This is a genomic window from Actinacidiphila glaucinigra (genome assembly GCF_900188405.1).
Taxonomy (GTDB): Bacteria; Actinomycetota; Actinomycetes; order Streptomycetales; family Streptomycetaceae; genus Actinacidiphila; species Actinacidiphila glaucinigra.
Map to the genome: position 1 here is coordinate 63,011 of NZ_FZOF01000007.1, position 20,768 is coordinate 83,778.

The 20,768-nt window shown below is 73.3% G+C and carries 15 protein-coding genes and 1 pseudogene; 9 read left to right on the top strand and 7 right to left on the bottom strand.

Features of this window, described 5'->3' with window-relative positions:
- Positions 1-4: 4 nt before the first annotated feature.
- Positions 5-550: a DUF4232 domain-containing protein gene (locus CHF15_RS16270; RefSeq protein ID WP_089224526.1), complete on the bottom strand. Its 546-nt coding sequence runs from the start codon at positions 548-550 to the stop codon at positions 5-7.
- A 68-nt stretch (positions 551-618) separates the two neighbouring features.
- Positions 619-1,761: a LacI family DNA-binding transcriptional regulator gene (locus CHF15_RS16275; RefSeq protein ID WP_220093297.1), complete on the bottom strand. Its 1,143-nt coding sequence runs from the start codon at positions 1,759-1,761 to the stop codon at positions 619-621.
- A gap of 108 nt (positions 1,762-1,869) precedes the next feature.
- Between CHF15_RS16275 and CHF15_RS16280 the strand changes: the two genes are divergently transcribed.
- Positions 1,870-4,143, top strand: a complete 2,274-nt coding sequence (locus tag CHF15_RS16280; protein ID WP_089224527.1) for a glycoside hydrolase family 3 N-terminal domain-containing protein — start codon at positions 1,870-1,872, stop codon at positions 4,141-4,143.
- A gap of 82 nt (positions 4,144-4,225) precedes the next feature.
- Here CHF15_RS16280 and CHF15_RS16285 read toward each other — a convergent pair whose 3' ends face one another.
- Together CHF15_RS16285 and CHF15_RS16290 are read right to left on the bottom strand one after the other, a co-directional pair.
- Positions 4,226-4,654 carry a type II toxin-antitoxin system Rv0910 family toxin gene (locus CHF15_RS16285; RefSeq protein ID WP_089224528.1) on the bottom strand — a complete coding sequence of 143 codons (429 nt, stop codon included), beginning with the start codon at positions 4,652-4,654 and terminating at the stop codon, positions 4,226-4,228.
- Between the two features lie 171 nt (positions 4,655-4,825).
- A complete protein-coding gene (locus CHF15_RS16290; RefSeq protein WP_089224529.1) occupies positions 4,826-6,121 on the bottom strand; it encodes a ThuA domain-containing protein in 1,296 nt (431 codons plus the stop codon).
- A gap of 612 nt (positions 6,122-6,733) precedes the next feature.
- Between CHF15_RS16290 and CHF15_RS16295 the strand changes: the two genes are divergently transcribed.
- The 3 genes from CHF15_RS16295 to CHF15_RS16305 all read left to right on the top strand — a co-directional run bounded on the left by CHF15_RS16295 (position 6,734) and on the right by CHF15_RS16305 (position 11,484).
- On the top strand, positions 6,734-8,965 hold the full coding sequence (locus tag CHF15_RS16295; protein ID WP_089224530.1) for an RICIN domain-containing protein: 2,232 nt from the start codon (positions 6,734-6,736) through the stop codon (positions 8,963-8,965).
- 323 nt (positions 8,966-9,288) lie between these two features.
- Positions 9,289-10,716: a chitinase gene (locus tag CHF15_RS16300; RefSeq protein WP_089224531.1), complete on the top strand. Its 1,428-nt coding sequence runs from the start codon at positions 9,289-9,291 to the stop codon at positions 10,714-10,716.
- A 72-nt stretch (positions 10,717-10,788) separates the two neighbouring features.
- Complete coding sequence (locus CHF15_RS16305; protein WP_179279823.1) at positions 10,789-11,484, top strand: pyridoxine/pyridoxamine 5'-phosphate oxidase; 696 nt, start codon at positions 10,789-10,791, stop codon at positions 11,482-11,484.
- A 4-nt stretch (positions 11,485-11,488) separates the two neighbouring features.
- Here the strand turns inward: CHF15_RS16305 and CHF15_RS16310 are convergent, their stop codons facing one another.
- Entirely contained in the window at positions 11,489-12,409 is a 921-nt protein-coding gene (locus CHF15_RS16310) for an AraC family transcriptional regulator (protein ID WP_089224532.1), read from the bottom strand.
- 154 nt (positions 12,410-12,563) lie between these two features.
- On the opposite strand from CHF15_RS16310, the gene CHF15_RS16315 reads away from it, so the two are divergent.
- From CHF15_RS16315 to CHF15_RS16330, 4 genes and pseudogenes are all read left to right on the top strand, one after another.
- The gene (locus CHF15_RS16315) at positions 12,564-13,646 is read left to right on the top strand and encodes an aldo/keto reductase (RefSeq protein WP_089224533.1); all 1,083 of its coding nucleotides are present in this window, start codon (positions 12,564-12,566) and stop codon (positions 13,644-13,646) included.
- A 194-nt stretch (positions 13,647-13,840) separates the two neighbouring features.
- Positions 13,841-14,297 (top strand): annotated as a pseudogene (locus CHF15_RS16320) (Clp protease N-terminal domain-containing protein).
- 12 nt (positions 14,298-14,309) lie between these two features.
- A complete protein-coding gene (locus tag CHF15_RS16325) occupies positions 14,310-15,296 on the top strand; it encodes an EamA family transporter (RefSeq protein ID WP_089224534.1) in 987 nt (328 codons plus the stop codon).
- A gap of 718 nt (positions 15,297-16,014) precedes the next feature.
- Positions 16,015-17,535: an FG-GAP repeat protein gene (locus tag CHF15_RS16330; protein WP_089224535.1), complete on the top strand. Its 1,521-nt coding sequence runs from the start codon at positions 16,015-16,017 to the stop codon at positions 17,533-17,535.
- A 118-nt stretch (positions 17,536-17,653) separates the two neighbouring features.
- Here CHF15_RS16330 and CHF15_RS16335 read toward each other — a convergent pair whose 3' ends face one another.
- Entirely contained in the window at positions 17,654-18,325 is a 672-nt protein-coding gene (locus CHF15_RS16335) for a pyridoxamine 5'-phosphate oxidase family protein (RefSeq protein ID WP_089224536.1), read from the bottom strand.
- Between the two features lie 26 nt (positions 18,326-18,351).
- On the opposite strand from CHF15_RS16335, the gene CHF15_RS16340 reads away from it, so the two are divergent.
- Entirely contained in the window at positions 18,352-19,692 is a 1,341-nt protein-coding gene (locus CHF15_RS16340; RefSeq protein WP_089224537.1) for an aminotransferase class I/II-fold pyridoxal phosphate-dependent enzyme, read from the top strand.
- A gap of 19 nt (positions 19,693-19,711) precedes the next feature.
- Here CHF15_RS16340 and CHF15_RS16345 read toward each other — a convergent pair whose 3' ends face one another.
- The gene (locus CHF15_RS16345; RefSeq protein WP_089224538.1) at positions 19,712-20,701 is read right to left on the bottom strand and encodes a DMT family transporter; all 990 of its coding nucleotides are present in this window, start codon (positions 20,699-20,701) and stop codon (positions 19,712-19,714) included.
- Positions 20,702-20,768 lie beyond the last annotated feature (67 nt).

A 20,768-nucleotide genomic window follows, 5' to 3' on the forward strand; every position in this document is an offset into this window, starting at 1 on the left:
CCACCTATGGGTGACGACCGGTCAGGACGAAGGGCCCGCCCCGGGTGCCAGGGGGAGCACGTCGATCCGGCCGCCCGCGCAGACCGCTCCCGCGGTCCACGGCGCGGTCGCGGCGTCGTGGCGGTCGGGCGGGATGACGCGGACGGTCCGCGCCGTCGGTTCGCAGGGGCCGGTGACGGGTTCGGAGCCCGAGGGGACGGCGCCCCAGTGCAGCCGCGCCCAGCCGCCCGCCCGGGGCCACCGTGAGGTCCGCGGCCGCCTGCGAGGTGTCGCGCACGACGCGGGTCGGGACCTTCGCCCCGTCGGGCCCGGTGAGTTGGAGACCGACGTAGCCGCGGGTGGTGCAGGCGGTGCGTGAGGTGTTGGTGAGGACGAGCGCGGCGTAGCGGTTGCCCGCGCCCGCGTCGATTGCCCGTACGGAGGCCGCGAGGTCCTTCGCGGCGCACCGGGCGACCGGGGTGCCTGGTGTCGCGGCCGCGGATGGGCCCGCGCCGCAGGCGAGGGCCAGGGCCGCGAGGCCCGCCGCGGAGGCGGCTCGGTGGTGCCCCATCGGATCCTCCCTGTTCGGTCCGGGAGCCGAGTGACGCGTGCGCCGGGCGCACACTGGATGTGACTCCGCTACGGCCCGTCCGGTTTCACCGCTTCCGCATCCTTTGCGCAACCTTGGTTCCCGGCGGCCTCCCGCCGCGCCCCGCACGTCCCGCGGACGACCAGCCGCGTCGGCAGCACCCGCGGCGGCAGCGGGTGTACGGCTTCCGGCCCGAGCAGCTCGCACAGCGCCGCGACGGCCGCGGTGCCGAGGGCGCGGTCGTCCTGGGCGACGGTGGTGAGCGCGGGGCGCACGAGGGTGGCCGCGTCGATGTCGTCGAAGCCGACGACCGCCAGGTCCCCGGGAACGGACAGGCCCGCGTCGGCGACGGCGTGCAGGGCGCCGATCGCCATCATGTCGCCGGCGGCGAAAAGCGCCGTCGGCGGCTCGGGCAGGGCGAGCAGCCGACGGACGGCGTGCCGCCCGCTGTCCAGGAAGAAGTCCCCGGCGGCGACGTACTCCTGCGGCACCGCGAGCCCGAGGCGCGCGCAGGCCGCGCGGAAGCCGGCCAACCGCTCGGCGGCGGGCGTGAGTTCCGGTGGGCCGGTGACGGTGGCGATCCGGCGGTGGCCGAGGGAGTGCAGGTGGGCGACGGCCGCCTCCGCCCCGCCGGTGTTGTCGGAGGCGACGCCGACGGTACGCGGGCCGTCCAGGGCGACGTCGAGCCCGGCGCAGGGGATGCCCGAGGCCGCCAGCGCACGCAGGGCGCGGTCGTCGGCGGGCCGGCCCATCGCGATCACGCCCTCCAGGCTGTGCCGCCGCACGGCCTGGACGTACGTCGACTCCGGTTCCTGCGGCCCGGCCGTCGTGAGCAGCATGAGGTGGTAGCCCGCCTCGGACAGGGCGGTGCGCACCGAGGCCAGCAGGCCCTGCAGGAAGGGGTGGTGGAGTCCGCGGGACTCGTGGCCGGTGTCCCACAGCAGTCCGATGGTGTCGGAGCGGCGCCGTACCAGGGTGCGGGCGGGCTCGTTGGGCGCGTAGCCCAGTTCGCCGGCCAGCCGCCGGATGCGCTCGCGGGTGGACTGGCTGACCTCGGCCCGGCCGTTGAGTGCGCGGGAGACGGTCGCGGTGGACACCCCGCTGCGCCGCGCGAGTTCGCGCAGGGTGATCGGGGGGCCGGCCCCGGGCGGGGGTGCGGACGAGGGGTCCTCTTGGGATCGCAGCACGGTCACACACTTGACGATATGTCATGTCAGCGTCAGTCTGTCGGGTGCGACAGCAGCCGGAAACGTTTACGGCCAGTGCCCGGAAGGGCCCGGATCAGGAACGGGATGCCTGCCATGCCAGCGAACGAACCGCGCGCACGCCTCATCCGCAACCGGTTGAGAAGCCTCCTCGTCCTCTCGACCGCGGCCGCCTGCGCCGCCGCGGTCGCCTCCGTACCCGCCCGTGCCGACGGGCCCGTCTACACCCGGGCCGGCGCGCCCGTGGAACTGCGCGTCAAGGACCTGCTGGGGCGGATGACCCTGCAGGAGAAGATCGGTCAGATGGACCAGATCGCGGTCGCCCGCATGCAGGGCGACTGCGAGTGGAGCGGCGGGGAGCTCAACGAGAGCTGCATGAAGACCGTCCTGGCCGACTACCCCGTCGGCTCGGTGATCTCCGGCGGCGGGATGACCCCGGCCAGGAACACCCCCCAGGACTGGGCGAAGATGGTCAACGCCGTGCAGAAGTACGCCGTCACCAAGACGCGCCTGCACATCCCCGTCCTGTACGGGGTGGACGCGGTGCACGGGCACAACAACGTGCTCGGCGCCACCGTCTTCCCGCACCAGATCGGCCTCGGCGCCACCTGGGACCCGCGCACGGTCGGGGAATCCGCCGCGGCCACCGCCCGCGCCGTGGCCGCCACCGGCATCGACTGGAACTTCGCCCCCGTGGCCGACCTCGCCCGCGACCAGCGGTGGGGCCGCTACTACGAGACGTACGGCGAGGACCCGCTCCTCGCCGGCACCCTGGCGGCCTCCGCCGTCCGCGGCATCGAGCACGCCGGCGGGTCCAAGCGCGTCGCCGCCAGCGTCAAGCACTACGGCGGCTACTCCGAGCCCGCCAACGGCCACGACCGCGTCCCCGCCGACGTCTCCGTCCGCTACCTCCAGGACACCCTCCTGCCCTCCTACCGCCAGGCCGTCCAGGCCGGCGCCAAGACCGTGATGGTCAACTCCGGCGCCGTCAACGGCGTACCGGCCACCGCCTCGACGTACCTGCTGACGAAGGTGCTGCGCCAGCAGTGGGGCTTCAAGGGCGTCACCGTCAGCGACTGGGAGGACGTGCGCGCCCTCCAGACCCGGTACCGGATCGCCGCGGACTACCCGGAGGCGATCGCCCTCGCCGTCAACGCGGGCCTCGACATGGCGATGGAGCCGTACTTCGCCAAGGAGTGGAGCACCGGCCTGAAGACGGCCGTCGACCGCCGGCTCGTGTCCACGCGGCGCATCGACGAGGCCGTCGGGCGCATTCTGCGGCTGAAGTTCGAGCTCGGTCTCTTCGAGCACCCGTACGTGGACCCCGCCAAGGCCGACAAGGCGGTGCTCGGCGCCGACGCCGCCCTCGCGCGGCGGGCCGCGGCCGAGTCGCAGGTGCTGCTCCGCAACGAGGGCGGCGTGCTGCCGGTGCGCGCGGACGCGAAGCGGATCGTGGTGGCGGGCTCGTACGCGGAGGACATCAACGACCAGGCCGGCGGCTGGACGATCGGCTGGCAGGGCGTGCCCGAGGGCGTCGAACTGCCCGGCACGACCATCCTGGAGGGCATCCGCGCGGCGGCCCCCGCCGGCACCGAGGTCGTACGGGCCGCCACCGCGGACGACGCGGTGGCGCAGGCGAAGAACGCGGATCTGACCGTCGTCGTGGTCGGCGAGAAGGCCGCCGCCGAAGGCGCCGCCGACAGCCCGCGGCCCGAGCTGTCCGCAGACCAGCAGGCGCTGGTCAAGGCGCTGAAGGCGAGCGGCAGGCCCGTCGTCGCCGTGGTCGTCGCGGGCCGTCCGCTGGTCCTGGGCGACGCGGCGGGCACCGACGGCCTGCTGATGTCCTGGCTGCCCGGCACCGAGGGCGGCGGCCCCGTCGCCGACGTGCTGTTCGGCAAGGCCGACCCGAGCGGGCGGCTGCCCGTCTCCTGGCCGAAGGCGATCGGCAACGAGCCCATGTACTACCAGCAGCTGCCGGGCACGAACGGCGGCCCGGAGTCGACCTACGACGCGCTCTACCCCTTCGGGTCGGGCCTGTCCTACACGACGTACTCCTACGACGCCCTCACCGCCGACGCCAAGGGCGTCAAGGTGACCGTGGCCAACACCGGCGCACGGGACGGCGACCTGGTGGTCCCGGTCTACGCCTCGCGGGCGGTCAGCCAGGTGCTGTGGCCGGCGCGCAAGCTGGTCGCCTTCACCAAGGTCCACCTGAAGGCGGGCGAGAAGCGGACCGTCCGGCTCGACTTCGCGCGCGGCGCGCTCGCCGTGACGCCGGGCGACATCGACGGCGCGGGAACGCCGCGGGTCGAGCGCGGGACGTACACCTTCACGGTGGGGGACAAGAGCGCCGACGCGGTGCTGCGTTAGGCGGCGGATGCCGGATGCCGGGGCCGCGGGGGTCACGCCACCCGCGGTTCCCGGCATCCGGGTCGTCCCGGCCGGTCCCGGGCTATTCGACGAGACCGGCGAGCTTGCGCAGCGACTCGTTGAGGGCCGCGGTGGCGGTGTCCTTGAGCTTGCCCGCCATGAGGGCGACGGCCGCGCCGTTGAAGGAGCCGTCGATGCGGACGTCGGTCCGGTCGCCGTCCGGTGTCAGGCTGTAGCGGGTGAGCAGGTCCACGGCCATCGGGCCCTTGCCGGTGATCTCGAACCCGCGGCCGGGGTCCACCGACGTGACCTCCCAGTTCACCTCGGCGGGGAACCCCATCAGCTTCATGTTCTCCCGGTAGGTCGCGCCCGTCTCCAGCGGCTCCGGACCGCCGTCGGGGAAGCCGGTGTGGGTGGTGCTCCACTGCGTGTGCGAGCTGAAGTCGGTGAGGGTGCGCCAGACCTTCTCGGCCGGAGCCGCGATGCGGGCCTGTGCGGAGACCTCGGCCATACGACCACACTCCCTTGCGTCGGCGGGTGAGCGGAACGTAACCGCCGCGACCGGAAGTTTCAATACTGATGAACCGTCAGAGATGCTGGGAGCGGGTGCGCGGAGCCGGACGCGGAGGTGCCGCCCCGGCCCTCGTGGGGGCGGGGCGGCACCGGGATCCCGTCGCCCGGGTCAGGGACGGACGACGAGCTGGAAGGACTGCGCGGCCGAGCCGTCGCAGGTGCGCTGGACCAGCTGGGTGCCGCTCGGGTCGCCGGTGGGGGCGGTGAGGCACTTGCCGCTGTGGCGGGCGGTGAAGTGATAGCGGCCGCCGGACTCGGCGACGGGCTTCCACTGCTGGTTGGCGCCGCCGCCGTACGTCCAGAGCTGGAGTGCGGCGTTGTCGGCGGTGGAGACGTCCGTGACGTCCACGGCCTTCGTGGTGTCGTTGCGGGCGGCCAGGCGCGTGTAGCCGCTGTCGGTGGACAGCACGCGGAAGTCCTGCGCGGTGGTGGAGTTGCAGGTGTACTGCTGGACCGCGGTGCCGTTGGCCGTGCCGGCGGCACGGGCGTCCACGCAGCGGCCGCTGCCGGCGTTGACCAGGGAGTACCAGGAGGTCTCGGAGATCGGGTCGGTGGGGGCGGGGTCACCCGTGGAGCCGGTGCCGAGCCACTTGAGTCCGTCGAGGAGGAAGGTGTTCTGGGTGGCGCTGGCGAAGGTCGACGACAGCCCGGTGTTCGTGTCGTAGTTCATCGCGTTGTGGCCGAAGTTGGCGTACAGCATGCGGTACTTGGTGTTGGTCCACAGGATCGGGTAGTAGCCGCTGTACCACGTCTGGTTGGGGTCGGTGCCCAGGGGGAAGCTGACCGGGTCGACGGACGCCAGGACGTCGATGTCCGGGTTGTTGCGCAGGTCGTTGCTCCAGCTGTACCACTCGCTCACCGACGAGGTGAACGTCGCCGGCAGGTGCGAGGTGGAGGGGTGGGTGCGGTCCTCGACGCGCAGGGTGGCGGTCGTCGGGCCCCAGGTGTTGGAGCGGAAGTTCCCGCTGCCGAGGAACTGGTTGTAGTACCAGGGCCAGCTCTGCGCGTTGTCCGTCCAGGCCGAGACGTGGAAGCCCATCCAGCCGCCGCCACCGCGCATGTACGTCTCGAAGCCGGAGCGCTGGGCGGCGCTCTGCGGGGCGTCGTCCAGGAACAGGACGACCTGGTACTGCTTCAGCGCGTTGGCGTCGGTCAGCAGGTTCCAGTTGGTCGTCGAGGTGTACGTGAAGCCGTTGGCGGCCCCGGCCTGCGGGAACCACTGGTTGGCTTCCTTGACGAAGTTGATGTGGGCCGCGTCCCAGGTGCCGTTGTAGAAGGCGAGCACCTTGAAGGGGGCCGCGGCGGGGGCGGACGTGGCGGGAGCGGCGACGGCCCCGATGAGGACGGCGAGCAGCAGTAGCAGGCGGGCGGCGACGCGCCTGGCGGCGGTCGTGGCACGGGTCATGGGGGGAGGTCCTTCCCGGTCGGCGGGCGCGTGTGGGGGGCGCCGGTGGGGGAGCGGAGAGGGGGAGACGCGGTGGGGAGGTGGTGGGGGGAGGCGGTGGGGAGGCCTTCTTCAACTCGTGATTTAAGGAGTGAAGGAAGGGTGCAGTCAAGACTTTGGTACAGACCAGTAATGTCCGTGCAGGTGGCTTCCGTTGATCGGCGGCTCCGGACGAGGGGTCCGGGGGCGCGGACCCGGCGAGGCGGTTCCGTGGGCGGGGCGCGTTCAAGTGTTGTCCGGCCCGGGTCCCCTCGAACCTGCCGGCCGCGCGGTGCCGTACCGGTCGCCAACTGCGCGGACATCCCTGCCCGCCGATGAGTTCGCGCCCTGCCACGCGTCCGGCGGCGTTCGGAATCCGTAGCGCGACCTCTTGACGTGTCCGCTGCAGAAGCCTAACTTCACGCCGTGAAGAAAGGTCGTTCCGACCTTTGAGCTGCTGTCGCATGGCCGGGCGCGTGCGCCCGGCCACCCCCCACCTCCGCCCTGCCCTGCCCCGCCATGCCGTCGCACGCTTCGGCATGCCCGCTCCCACCCCCCACGGCGCCGCGCCCCGCGCGGCAACAGGAGTCATCCATGAGAACCCTCGGAGCCCCGCCCCGCGGCGTGACCGGACGCGGCCGGGTCCGGCGCCGCGTCGTACCGCTCGCGCTCGCCGGGCTTTTCGCCTCGGGGCTGTCCGCCGTCGTGCTGACCGCCCCGCAGGCCCAGGCCGCAGCCCTCCCCACCGGCTGGGTGACCGTCGCCGCCAAGCACAGCGGCAAGTGCGTCGACGCCGCCGCCGCGGGCACCGCCGACGGCACCGCGGTCCAGCAGTACGCGTGCAACGGCACCACCGCGCAGCAGTGGCAGTTCCAGCCGACCAGCGACGGCTACGTCCGCGTCAACAACCGCAACGACGCGAGCAAGGCCTGGGACGTCACCGACGTCTCCACTGCGGACGCCGCACCGGTCCAGCTCTGGTCGTACTCGGGCGGCGCTAACCAGCAGTGGCTGCCGGTCGAGGAGGCCGGCGGGACCTACCACTTCGTGAACCGCAACAGCGGCAAGTGCCTCGACGTCCCCTCCGCGTCGGTCGCCGACGCCGCCCGTATCCAGCAGTACACCTGCAACGGCACGAGCGCGCAGTCCTTCAGCCTGGGTTCCACCGACTCCCCGCAGAACCCGCCGGGCACCCCCGACTTCGGCCCGAACGTCTCGGTGTTCGACCCGTCGATGTCCTCGGCTTCGATCCAGGGCCGGCTCAACCAGGTCTTCGGGCAGCAGGAGTCCAACCAGTTCGGTGCCCAGCGCTACGCCCTGCTCTTCAAGCCCGGCAGCTACAGCGTCGACGCCAACGTAGGCTTCTACACGCAGGTCGCGGGCCTGGGCCTGTCGCCGGACGACGTGACGATCAACGGCGCGGTGCACGCCGAGGCCGACTGGTTCCAGGGCAACGCGACCCAGAACTTCTGGCGCTCGGCGGAGAACCTCTCCGTCAACCCCTCCGGCGGCACCGACCGCTGGGCGGTCTCGCAGGCGGCCCCGTACCGCCGGATGCACGTCCGCGGCAACCTGCAGCTGGACGACGGCGGCTGGTCCAGCGGCGGTCTGATCGCCGACTCCAAGATCGACGGCCAGGTGCGCTCCGGCTCGCAGCAGCAGTGGCTGTCGCGGAACAGCCAGTGGGGCAGCTGGACCGGCTCGAACTGGAACATGGTCTTCGTCGGTGACGTCAACGCGCCCTCGAACAGCTTCCCGAACCCGCCCTACACCACCGTGGCGCAGTCCCCGGTGACCCGTGAGAAGCCGTTCCTGTACGTGGACTCGGCCGGCGCCTACAAGGTCTTCGTCCCCTCGCTGCGCACCAACACCCAGGGCACGACCTGGGCGGGCGGCAACCCGGCGGGCAGCTCGCTGCCGCTGGACCAGTTCTTCATCGTCAAGCCCGGTGCCACCGCCACCGACATCAACGGCGCGCTCGCCCAGGGCAAGAACCTGCTGTTCACGCCCGGCGTCTACCACCTCAACCAGGCGCTGAACGTCAACCGCGCCGGCACCGTCGTGCTCGGTCTGGGACTCGCGACCGTGATCCCGGACAACGGCATCACCGCGGTGAACGTCGCGGACGTCGACGGAGTCAAGATCGCCGGACTGCTCATCGACGCGGGCACCACCAACTCGCAGACGCTGATGCAGGTCGGTCCCGCCGGGTCGTCCGCGCGGCACACCGCGGACCCGACCTCGCTGCACGACGTCTTCTTCCGCATCGGCGGCGCGGCCGTCGGCAAGGCCACCCAGAGCCTGGTGGTCAACAGCTCGGACGTCATCGGCGACCACATGTGGCTGTGGCGCGCCGACCACGGCAGCGGGGTGGGCTGGAACAGCAACACCGCGGCCAACGGCCTGATCGTCAACGGCACGAACGTGACGATGTACGGGCTGTTCGTGGAGCACTACCAACAGCACCAGGTGATCTGGAACGGCAACGGCGGCCGTACGTACTTCTTCCAGAACGAGATGCCGTACGACCCGCCCAACCAGGCCGCCTGGATGAACGGTTCCACGAGGGGCTACGACGCCTACAAGGTCAGCCCGTCGGTGACCGGTCACGAGGCCTGGGGCCTGGGCAGCTATTGCTACTTCAACGTCAACCCGTCCGTCGTCGCCGAGCGGGCCTTCGAGGTCCCGGCGGTGTCCGGGGTCCGCTTCCACAACATGGTGACGGTCTCCCTCGGTGGCACGGGCACGATCAGCCACGTCATCAACAACAGCGGAGGCCCGTCCAACTCCGCGAACAACGTGGCCAACCTCGTCTCCGGTCCCTGACCCCGGCCGGACGACGCCAGGCGGGGCCGCCGCCGTCCGCACGGCGGGCGGCGGCGACCCCGCCACCAGGCATGCCCGCAGGCCCACCCGCGGTCGTCATGGTGCCCAACGAACCGGCTACGCAAGGGTCTTGACGCGGGGGTGGTCTAGTCCATAACGTCTGCGGCCATCAGCTGTTCATGTAGTGAGGCGATGTTCACCTACATGAACGGCTGTCCAGATCCCCCCACCCGGTACCACCCCCCGATCACCCCGGTACCGCACCCTCAACGGCTTGCCCCCCACGACGCGCACCCCGGGTGCGCACACGAAGGAGCCGTCCCGTGCTGAAATCCGCCGTCAGAGCCCTCACCGCGGCCCCCGCCGTCCTCGCCATGGCCGCCACCGCCGTCGTCGCCACCGGCGGCTCCGCGAGCGCCGCCGCCAACCCGGGCCCCGGCTTCCCCGCCCACTACGCCGCGCCCTACGTCGAGACCTGGAACTCGCCCTCCGCGATGACCAACGCCCGCAACGCGACGGGCCTGAAGTTCTTCACGCTCGCCTTCGTCATCGACGGCGGCGGCTGCAACGCCATGTTCAACGGCGACACGCCCGTCACCGACGCCGGCTGGACCTCCGCGGTCAACTCGCTGCGGGCCGCGGGCGGCGACGTCATCGTCTCCTTCGGCGGCGCCTCCGGCACCGAGATCGGCCTGTCCTGTACGACGGTGTCCGCCCTCAAGGCCCAGTACAAGAAGGTCGTCGATGCCCTCAACCTCACCCGCATCGACCTGGACGTCGAGGGCAGCGCGATCGCCAACACCGCCGCCAACGACCGCCGCAACAAGGCACTCGCCCAGCTCCAGCAGGAGTACGCGGCCGCCGGGCGCAAGCTCGACGTCCAGTACACCCTGCCGTCCATGCCCAACGGCCTGGACGACAACGGGACGAAGCTGCTCTCCAACGCCAAGAGCAACGGGCTGAACGTCAACCTCGTCAACATCATGACGATGGACTACTACGACGGGACCCGCGACATGGGCAAGGCGGCCACCGACGCCGCCACCGCCCTGCGCGGCCAGCTCGGCGCCATCTGGCCGGAGAAGTCCGACGCCCAGCTGTGGGCGATGGAGGGCAACACCCCGATGATCGGGGTCAACGACGACACCAGCGAGATCTTCACCACCGGCAACGCCACCACGCTCGCCAACTTCGCCAAGTCCAAAGGCATCCAGGAACTCGCCTTCTGGGCGCTCGGCCGCGACAAGGCGTGCGCCACCAACGGGCAGCTCTCCGACAGCTGCAGCGGCACCCCGCAGAGCGCCTGGCAGTTCTCCTCCGTCTTCAACACCGTGACCGGCGGCGGCACCACCCCGCCGCCCACCGGCTCCACCGGCCAGGTCACCGGCCTCGGCGGCAAGTGCGTCGACGTCGCCGCCGCGAGCAGCGCCAACGGCACCGCCGTCCAGATGTACGACTGCAACGGCACCACCGCGCAGCAGTGGACGGTGGGCACCGACGGCACCCTGCGCGCCCTCGGCAAGTGCATGGACCTCACCGCCGCCGGCACCGCCAACGGCACCAAGGTCCAGCTCTACGACTGCAACGGCACCGGCGCCCAGGTCTGGCAGCGCGGCAGCGGGGACACCCTGGTGAACCCCGTCTCCGGCAAGTGCCTGGACGTCACCGACAAGTCCACCGCCAACGGCGCCCGGCTGCAGATCTGGACCTGCGCCGGCGGCACCAACCAGCAGTTCCACCTCCCGGCCTGACGGCCCCACCGCCGCCGCCCGGCGCACCGCGGAACCGCGGTGCGCCGGGCGGCCGCATGCCAGGATCGGTGCGTGACCGACGACCAGGCCCCCGTGACCGCCGACGCCCTCCGGGAGCGCATGCGCTCCGCGCCCGTACTCGCCGGGCCCCTCCCGTCCTTCGACCCCGCGACCGCCGGGCCCGAGCCCGGGCCGCTGTTCGCCCGCTGGCTGGCGTACGCCCTGGACGACGGAGTCCCGGAGCCGCACGTCATGACCCTCAGCACGGCGGACGCCGGCGGCCGGCCCTCCGCGCGGGTGCTCATGCTGCGCGGCGTCGACCTCGACCGCCCCGCCTTCGACTTCGCCTCGGACGCGGCCAGCCGCAAGGGCCGCGACCTGGCGGACCGCCCCCGCGCCGCCCTCACCTGGTACTGGCCGCGGCACGGCCGGCAGATCCGGGTGAACGGACCGGTGGAGACCCTGGACCGCGCCGCCGCCCGCCGCGACTTCCTCGGCCGCCGCGAGGCCTCCCGGGTGGCCGGCTTCACAGGCGTGATGAGCGCCCCGCTGGAGGGCCGGACCGCGTACGAGGAGGCGCGCCGCCGGGCCGCCGGGCACGTCGCCGCCCACCCCGACGACGTGCCCGAGGGCCACACCGTCTACCGCCTCGTCGCCGACGACGCCGAGTTCTGGCAGGCCGCACCCGCCCAGGGCCACGTCCGCCTCCGCTACACCCGCGACCCCGCCGCCCCCGGCGGCTGGACGCGCACGCTGCTCTGGCCCTGAGGCCTCACGGCAGGTGCCGCGGGCCCGCGGGGGCGGAGGCGGCGCGCACGCGGGCGGCGTCCTGCCCGGGCGGGGCGCCGAACAGGCGGCGGTACTCGCGGTTGAACTGGGTGGGGCTGGCGTAGCCGACGACGTGGCCGACGCCGGCGACGTCGTCGGGCCGGGCCACGAGGAGCGAGCGGGCCTCCTGGAGGCGGATGCGCTTCTGGAACTGCAGCGGGCTCATGGTCGTCACGGCGCGGAAGTGCCGGTGGAAGGCGGAGGGGCTCATGCCCGCGAGGCGCGCGAGAGCGTCGATCCGCAGCGGCTCCGCGTAGTTGTCGCGGATCCAGTGGATGGCCCGGCTCACGTGGGACAGACCGCTGTCGGCCAGGCCGATCTGGCGGACCATGGCGCCGTGGGGGCCGGTCAGCAGCCGCCACAGGATCTCCCGCTCGATCATCGGGGCGAGCACGGGGACGTCCGCCGGGCGGTCGAGCAGCCGCAGCAGTCGCACCACGGCGTCGAGGAGGTCGGGTCCGGCCTCGCCGGTGGCGATCGAGGGCGGGGCGGACGCGCCCCGGGCCCGGCGGCCGGGCGGTGCCTCCAGCAGCAGCGGGGCGATGGCGGCCGCGCGCAGGACCAGCCCCATACCCAGTGCGGGGTCCTGGGGGCTGACGTCCAGGTAGTGGCCGGTGACCGGCAGGACCGCGGTGACCAGCAGATACTGCCCCGCCCGGTAGTCGTGCACCTCCTCGCCGAGCAGCAGGCGCTTGCCGCCCCTGGCCATGACGACCAGCAGCGGTTCGGTCAGCGAGTAGTCCGGCGGGGCGGTCGTGACCCGCGACAGCAGCAGCCCGTCGATCGGGGTCCGCAAGGAGGGCCGGGCGTGGGACGCGACGAGGTCGCGGAGCTCGTCCAGGAGGACGCCGGGTGGGGTGCGCACACCTCACGGAACCATCCGCACCGGGAACCCGGCAAGCCCGATCCGTGCGAAGTCGGCAGGATCAGGCAAGAGCCCGCGCGGATCGGTCTACCCCGCGGCGGCCGCCTCCCGTTGCATGGAGGGGACAGAATCCGACGCACAAAGGAGCACGTCCGTGCCGCTCGACCACTACGTCACCCTCGGCCGATCCGGCCTGCGCGTCAGCCCGTTCGCCCTCGGCGCGATGACCTTCGGCGAGGACCCCGGCGGCGCCGGGTGCAGCGTCGAGGAGTCCGAGAAGATCCTCGCGGCCTACCTGGACCGCGGCGGGAACTTCGTCGACACCGCGAACTTCTACACCAACGGCCACTCGGAGCGGATCCTCGGCGACTGGTTCGCCGCCCACCCCGGGCGACGCGAGCACGTGGTGCTGGCGTCGAAGTTCTTCGCCAACCTCTTCCCCGGCGACCCCAACGGCGGCGGCGCGGGCCGCGGTTCGATCGTCGCCCAGCTCGACGAGACCCTGCGCCGCCTGCGGACCGATTACCTGGACCTGTACTGGCTGCACAACTGGGACCGACACACCCCCATCGAGGAGACGATGCGCACCCTGGACGACCTGGTGCGCGCCGGCAAGATCCGCTACATCGGGTTCTCCAACACCCCCGCCTGGCTGACCGCGCAGGCCCAGACCACCGCGCTGCTCAAGGGCTGGACGCCGCTCATCGCGCTGCAGGTCGAGTACTCGCTGCTGGCCCGCACCGTGGAGGGGGAACTCGCCCCGCTCGCCCGCGACCAGGGCATGGCGCTCGTGCCGTGGAGCCCGCTGAAGAACGGCTTCCTGTCCGGCAAGTACCGGCGCGGCGGCCCGGTCGCCGACTCCGCCCGTACGGCGTTCGTCGGCGGTCCCGGCGAGGACGAGTACCCCGTCATCGAGGCGGTCGCCGCCGTCGCCGACGAACTCGGCACCACCTCGGCCGCCGTGTCCCTGGCGTGGCTGCGCGCCCGCGAGGGCACCGTCGTCCCGATCGTCGGCGCCCGCCGCCTGGAACACCTCGAGGACAACCTCGCGGGTCTCGACACCGTCCTCGCGCCCGAGCACCTGCGGCGGCTGGACGAGGTGTCCGCTCCGGACCTGGGCTACCCGGCGCCCCTGCACGGCGCGATGCGGGCGATGCTGCAGTTCGCGGGCACCACGGTCGACGGCGAGACGTCCGGGGTGTACCCGCCGCTGCTGCAGAGCGACGTCCGCTACTGAGCCGCCCGCGGCGCCGTGCCCCGAACCGGCTCCGGGGCCGCCGTCATCCCTGAGGAGGACACGGCGTACGGGCGCCCCCGTCCGGCGCAGGACGGCGGAATGGGACCGTGTGCCGATGCCGCGGGGCGGCGCGGCCTGATGGGGTGGAGGGCGTGCACTGGAACGACTCGCGGCTCGGTGCCGAGCTGCGCACGGTGACCGCCGCGGCCCGGCGGCGCGCCACGAGGGGCGGGGACCGGCAGGTCGACACCGCCCATCTCCTGCACTCCCTGCTGGAGGCCGACCCGCCGGCGCGGGAGGCCGTCGACGGGGCGGCGGGCACGGGGGGCGCGGTCGGCGGCGGGCGGGTGGCACGCGTGCTCGGCTACCTCGCGCAGCGCACCATCGGCTACGGCATCGCCTGGCGGGACGTGGTGGAGGAGGCCGGTGCCGGGTCGGTGCTCACCTCCGTCGAAGCGCCCGGCTGGAGCCCGGCCGCCGCGGGCCGGCGGCACCGACCTGCTGGCCGCGCTCGTCGCCGACCGGGGGAGCCGGGCGGCGCAGGTGCTGAGGTCGGCGGGGATCGAACCGCAGGTCCTGGCCGCGCGGCCGCACCTGCAGCGTGGAGAGAACGACAGCCGCTACCGGGATGACGGTCCTGTCGCGAGCTGACATCATGGCCCGATGCATGTGTCTCAGGGGAGGAACGCCGGGCTCTGGCTCGCGCTGGTTTCCGCGTTCGCGTTCGGCGGTTCGGGGGTGGCGGCCAAGCCGCTGATCGAGGCGGGGCTCGACCCGCTGCATGTGGTGTGGCTGCGCGTGACCGGCGCCACGCTCATCATGCTCCCCGTGGTGCTGCGGCACCGGGCGCTCCTGCTGCGCCGCCCCGGCCTGCTGCTCGGCTTCGGGCTGCTCGGTGTGGCCGGTGTCCAGACGCTCTACTTCGCGGCGATATCCCGCATCCCGGTCGGCGTCGCGATCCTCGTGGAGTTCCTCGGCCCGGCGCTGCTGCTCGGCTGGGTGCGCTTCGTCCAGCGCAAGGCGGTCAGCAAGGCCGCCGCGATCGGTGTCGTGCTCGCCGTCGGCGGTATGGCCGCGGTGGTCGAGGTGTGGTCCGGGCTCGCCTTCGACCCGCTGGGCCTGGCGCTCGCCTTCGGCGCCGCCTGCTGCCAGGTCAGCTACTTCGTGCTGGCCGACCACGGCAGCGACGGCGACGACGCCCCGGACCCGGTCGCCGTCATCGCGTACGGCCTCACCATCGGCGCCGTCGTCCTGACCGCGGTCTCCCGCCCCTGGGCGATGGACTGGTCGGTGCTCACGCGGCAGGCGGCCCTCGGCGAGACCGACGTGCCCGCGGTCCTGCTCGTGGGCTGGGTCGTGCTGGTGGCCACCGTGCTCGCCTACCTGACCGGTGTGGTCGCCGTACGCCGGCTGTCGCCGCAGGTGGCCGGGGTCGTCGCGTGCCTGGAGGCGGTGGTCGGCACCGTCTTCGCATGGGTGCTGCTCGGCGAACACCTCGGCACGCCGCAGATCATCGGCGGCACGCTCGTACTGGCCGGCGCGTTCGTCGCCCAGACCGCCAAGAAGCAGGGCCCGACCACGGTGGTGGCCTCGGGAAGCCCGGTCGACACCGTCGCGCCCGAGAGTCGGGCGCCCGTCCTGGAGCGGTAGCGCCGGTCGTTCGGCCGTCTCGCGCCCTGTGGGCGCAAAGCGGCGGGCTGCGGACGGGGAGGGCGGGCGCGCCCTTCTCGCCGGTGTGCGGCTGGGTTCGTGGCGGGGGTTCGGGCTCCGGAGCGGGGCCGGTTGCTCGTGCGGTCTCGGTCTCGTCGCCGTCCGCGGGCGCAGACGGCCGGTGGCCACGCCCACTGTTCGTGGGAGGCGCGCCCGCCGTAACCCGCGTCTGCGGGTGCTTTCCCGACATCGGGCTCTGTTCCGCCGAACATGTCGGCGAAAGCGAGCCCGATGTCCCGCCGACTCTTCGGCGGCACCCCGAATCACCCGCAGACGCCGGTCACGGCGGGCGCGCCCACCACCCACAGAAGGCGTGGAAGCGGCCGTCTGCACCCGCGGACGGCAACGAGACCCCCGCCAACCGAAACCCCACCCGCTCCGGAGCCCGAACCCCCACCACGAACCGACCCGCACAACGCCACGAAGGCCCGGCCGCCCACCTCCCCAGCCGCAGCCTGCCGCTCCGCGCCCGAAGGGCGCGAGACGAACCCGCACCCACCCACGGCGCCGGCGGCCGCCCGTGCCGCCCCGTGCCGGGTTCGCTTTCTCGTACAACCCTTTCTTCCCACGGCGTGTCAAAGACCGTGCCGGAGAAGGAAACGGGCTCTTTCCGGACACCCCCGCACCGCCCGGTCGTTCTTGAGCGAAGGAGCCGCTCATGCGCAAGAACCGCTCGGCTGCGGTCACCGCGGCGTCATTTCTCCTGATCACGGGTGCGGCCATCGCCACCGCGCCCGCCTCCGTCGCCGGGACCCCCGGCGGCACCCACGCGAGCGATCGCAACCGGGACTTCAACGGCGACGGCTACGAGGACGTGCTGACCGGCGCGCCCGGCGCCACTGTGGGCGGCCGTTCCGGCGCCGGTGCCGTCACCGTGCAGTACGGCGGCCCCAAGGGGGTCACCACCAGCGCCAGGGTCTTCAGCCAGAACACCTCCGGCGTGCCCGGCGCCGCCGAGACCGGCGACGCCTTCGGACAGGCAGTGGCGAGCGGAGACCTCGACGGGGACGGTTACGACGACGCCGTCGTCGGCATCCCCGGCGAGGACCTGGACGGCGTCGGTGCCGACGCGGGCGGCATCGTGGTCCTGTGGGGCTCGGCGAAGGGACTGTCCGGCGCCGCGAGCGACTGGCTGCAGTCCGTCAGCCCCATGAAGGGCGACCGGTTCGGCAGCGCCCTGGCCGCCGGGCACTTCACCACCTACGTCCCGGGTGACCTGCTCGCCGTGATCGACAAGGTGGGGCTGTCGATCTTCCAGTACGAGTCCGTGCCGCAGGCCGCCGCCCGCAAGGGCGGGGAGGCGGGGACCTTCACGCCCTTCAAGGACCGGCGGCGCACGCCGCTCGCCCGGCAGGCGGAAGGGCCCGGCATCGCGCCCACCTCGCTGACGACCGGCGACTACGACGACAACGGCCTGGCCGACCTCGTGGTCTCCGGCCTCAGCCTGGGCGACGAGCCGGGCTACGGCTGGTCGTACGTCCTCCTCAGCGACGACATCGATCCGCTGCCCGTCACCGCCCTGCGCGGCGGTCCCGTCGTCGCCTCCGGCGACGTCAACGGCGACGGCTTCGACGACCTGGTCACCGGGGAGCCGCACAGCCCCGACGACGGCGGCGAGTCGATGACCGGCGGCATGGTCGGCGTCTACTACGGCAGTCCGGACGGGCCGGTCGGGCAGGAGGGGCCGGGGAGCCCGCCCGTGTGGTGGACCCAGGACAACGCCGGAGTGCCGGGTGTCTCGGAGCGCGGCGACGGCTTCGGCTCCGACCTCTCCGTCGGGGACGTCAACCGTGACGGGTACGCGGACGTCGCGATCGGCGCCTCCGGCGAGGACATCGGCAGCGTCGCCGACGCGGGGGCCGTGTGGGTGCTGCGCGGTTCGGCGCGGGGCCTGACCACGGCCGGTGTCCTGGACGTCAACCAGAACACCGCGGGCGTCCCGGGTGCCGCCGAGAAGTCGGACAAGTTCGGCGCCCAGGTCTCCTTCACCGACCCCAACCGCGACGGCTACTCCGGTCTGCTCGTCGCGGCCCCGGGCGAGAACACCAACGACGGTGTGGTGTGGGTGTTCTCGGCCGGTGCCGGCGGCCTGAAGCTGCCGGGGAGCTGGACGTACGGCGGCGGCTCGATCGGCGCGCCGTCCCAGAACGCCCGGTTCGGCGCGGCGATCGACGACTGACCGAACCGCGCCAGGCGGCGCGACTGCCGGGTCCGGGCGGCCTCGTCGCCCGGACCACGCCGCCCGGCCTCGTCGACGGCGGCGTCCCAGGCGTGGACGAGCCTGCTCGGGGCTCCCCTCAGCGCGCGGCGAGGTAGTCCGGCACGGTGACCGACGGGTCGAGGTCGTCCGCGGGTTCGGGCGTCCCGTAGGCGCGGGTGACGGGCAGCACGCCCGTCCAGTGGGGGAGGGTCAGGTCCTCGGGGTCGTCGCCGGGGCCGCCGGTGCGCACCTTGGCGGAGACCTCGTGGAGGTCGAGGGCGATGACGGCGGTGGCGGCCAGTTCCTTCGCGTTGGCGGGGCGGGAGTCGGCGACCCGGCCGGGCACGATGTGGTCGACGAGGGCGTCCAGGGCGGTTGAGCGCTCGGCGGGGTCGGTGACCTGGCGGGCCACCCCGTGCACCACCACGGAGCGGTAGTTGATGGTGTGGTTGAAGGCGGACCGGGCCAGCACGAGCCCGTCGAGGTGCGTCACGGTCAGGCAGACCGGGAGCCCGGTGTCCTCGCCGGCGCCGCGCAGCGGACGGGAGCCGGTGGAGCCGTGCACGTAGAGCCGCTCGCCGACGCGGGCGTAGAGGGTCGGCAGCACGACCGGCGCCCCGTCGCGGACGAAGCCGAGGTGGCAGAGGTAGTCCGCGTCGAGGATCGCGTGCACCAGGTCGCGGTCGTACGAGGCGCGCTCGCGGCTGCGGGTGGGGACGGTGCGGTCGGTGGGAGCGTACGCGTCGGCAGCGGAGGGCGTGGCGGACATGGCACGATCCTTTGCACTAGTGCATAATGCTGTTTGTGCTAGGAGAGTACACGTTCACCGGCCGGGGCGCAGCGGACATCGCGGCGAGCGTCGAACGGGCCATCGGGGAGGGCGCGCTCGCCCCCGGCGCCGCGCTGCCGCCGCTGCGGGAGCTCGCCGCGGGACTCGGCGTCAACCCCAACACCGTCGCCGCCGCCTACCGCCTGCTGCGCGACCGCGGCGTCATCGAGACCGCGGGCCGCCGCGGCAGCCGGGTGCGGCGGCGTCCGGCGACCACCGCGCGGGACGAGATCCGCCTGGAGGTGCCGCCCGGGGTGCGGGACCTGTCCACCGGCAATCCGGACACCGCGCTGCTGCCACCGCTCGCGGAGGCGCTGGCCGAGGCTGCGGCCCGCAACGCGCGGCAGCCCATGCTGTACGGGCAGGCCCCGGTCGAGGAGGAGCTCGCCACGCTGGCGCGGGCCGCCTTCGACGCCGACGGGGTGCCGGCCGGCCCGGTCGGGCTCACCTCCGGTTCGCTCGACGCCATGGAGCGCGCGCTCGTCGCCCACCTGCGGCCGGGGGACGCGGTGGCGGTGGAGGACCCGGGCTGGGGCAGCGTCTTCGACCTCGTCCCGGCCCTCGGGCTGCGCGCCGTCCCGGTCGGCGTGGACGACGACGGCCCGCTGCCGCACGACGTGGACACCGCACTCCGGCAGGGCGCGCGGGCGCTGATCGTCACCGACCGCGGCCAGAACCCGACCGGCGCCACGCTCTCCGCGGCGCGCGCCGGCGAACTGCGCGCCGTCCTCGGCGGCCACCCGCAGGTGCTCGTCATCGACGACGACCATGTGAACGGCCTGACCGAGCTGCCCCTGCATCCGCTCGCCGGCAGCACCGCGCACTGGATGCTGGTCCGCTCCACCGCCAAGGCCTACGGCCCCGACCTGCGGCTGGCCGTGCTCACCGGCGACCCGGTCACGGTCGACCGGGTCCGCGGCCGCTACCGGCTCGGGCCCGGCTGGGTCAGCCATCTGCTGCAGCACACCGTCGCGCACCTCTGGCGCACGGGCGCGGTCGACGTCCCGGCCGTCTCCGCCGCCTACGCCGCGCGCCGCGACGCCCTGGTGCGGGCGCTGGCCGACCGGGGCGTCGCGGCGTACGGCCGCAGCGGCATGAACGTCTGGGTCCCGGTGCCGGACGAGACCGCGGCCGTCGCGCGGCTCCTGCAGGCGGGCTGGGCCGTGGCACCCGGCGCGCGCTTCCGCCTGGACTCCCCGCCCGGCATCCGCATCACCGTCTCGCCGGTCACGGTGGACGAGGTCCCGGCCTTGGCCGAGGCGGTCGCCGGCGCGGTCCGCCCGCACCGCGCCGGGCGCTTCGGCTGACGGGGCGCGGCCTGACGGGTCAGCGCGCCGGGCGGCGCTGGGTCAGCGCCGCGCCGGCGAGCACCACGAGGGCGCCGACCGGCTCGTTCCACGTCAGGCGCTCGTTCAGCAGGGCGACACCGGCCGCGGTCGCGATGACCGGGATCAGGTAGGTGACCATCGTGGCGATCGTCGGGCCCTTCTCCGCGACGATCCCGTACTGCAGCAGGAAGGCGATCCCGGTGCCCAGCGCGCCCAGCGCCACCACCGACAGCGTCGGCCAGAGCGGGAACGAGGCGGGAACGGAGGTGAACAGCGGGGTCAGCACAGCCAGTTGGGCGGTACCGAGGAGCAGCTGCGCGGAGGACATCGACAGTGCCGAGTTGCCGCTGCCGCTCAGGGTGCGGCGCACGTAGATCCAGCCCACCGCGTAGCTCGCGGAGGCACCCAGCGCCATCGCGGTGCCCGCCGGGTCCGTCCCGGAGAAGCCCTGCCACGCGCCGAGCACGGTCAGCACGCCGACGAAGCCGATGCCGACCCCCGCGACCCGCTGTCGGGTCGGCTTGTCGTCCGAGAGCGCCACCACCGACAGCACCATGCTCCACAGCGGGGTCGTGGCGTTGCATATACCCGCGAGCGTCGACGGGATCGTCAGCTCCGCGTACGCGAAGAGCGTGAACGGCAGGGTGTTCAGCAGCAGCGCGGCGACCGCCATGTGCCCCCAGGCGCGCGCGCCGCGCGGCAGCCGCTCCCGCTTCAGGGCGAAGGCGGCGGCCAGCACCGCGGTGCCGAACGCCATGCGGCCGAGCGCGACCTGCAGCGGGGCGTAGGCCTCGGTGCCGACCTTGATGAACAGGAAGCTGAAGCCCCAGATGAGCGCGAGCACCGCCCAGTTGACGCGCCAGTCGACGACGGGGCGGCGGCGCGCGGTGGCGGAGGGGGCGTCGGTGACGGCGGCGGGCGGGCTGCCGGCGGGGGAGGGGGCGGCCACGGCGTCCGGGCGGCGGGTGCTGGGTGCGCTCATGGCCATCACGATGACGGATTGAACCTCTTAGGACAAGCGAGAAAACCTGCCGATGATCACGTAGTGTTGCTTA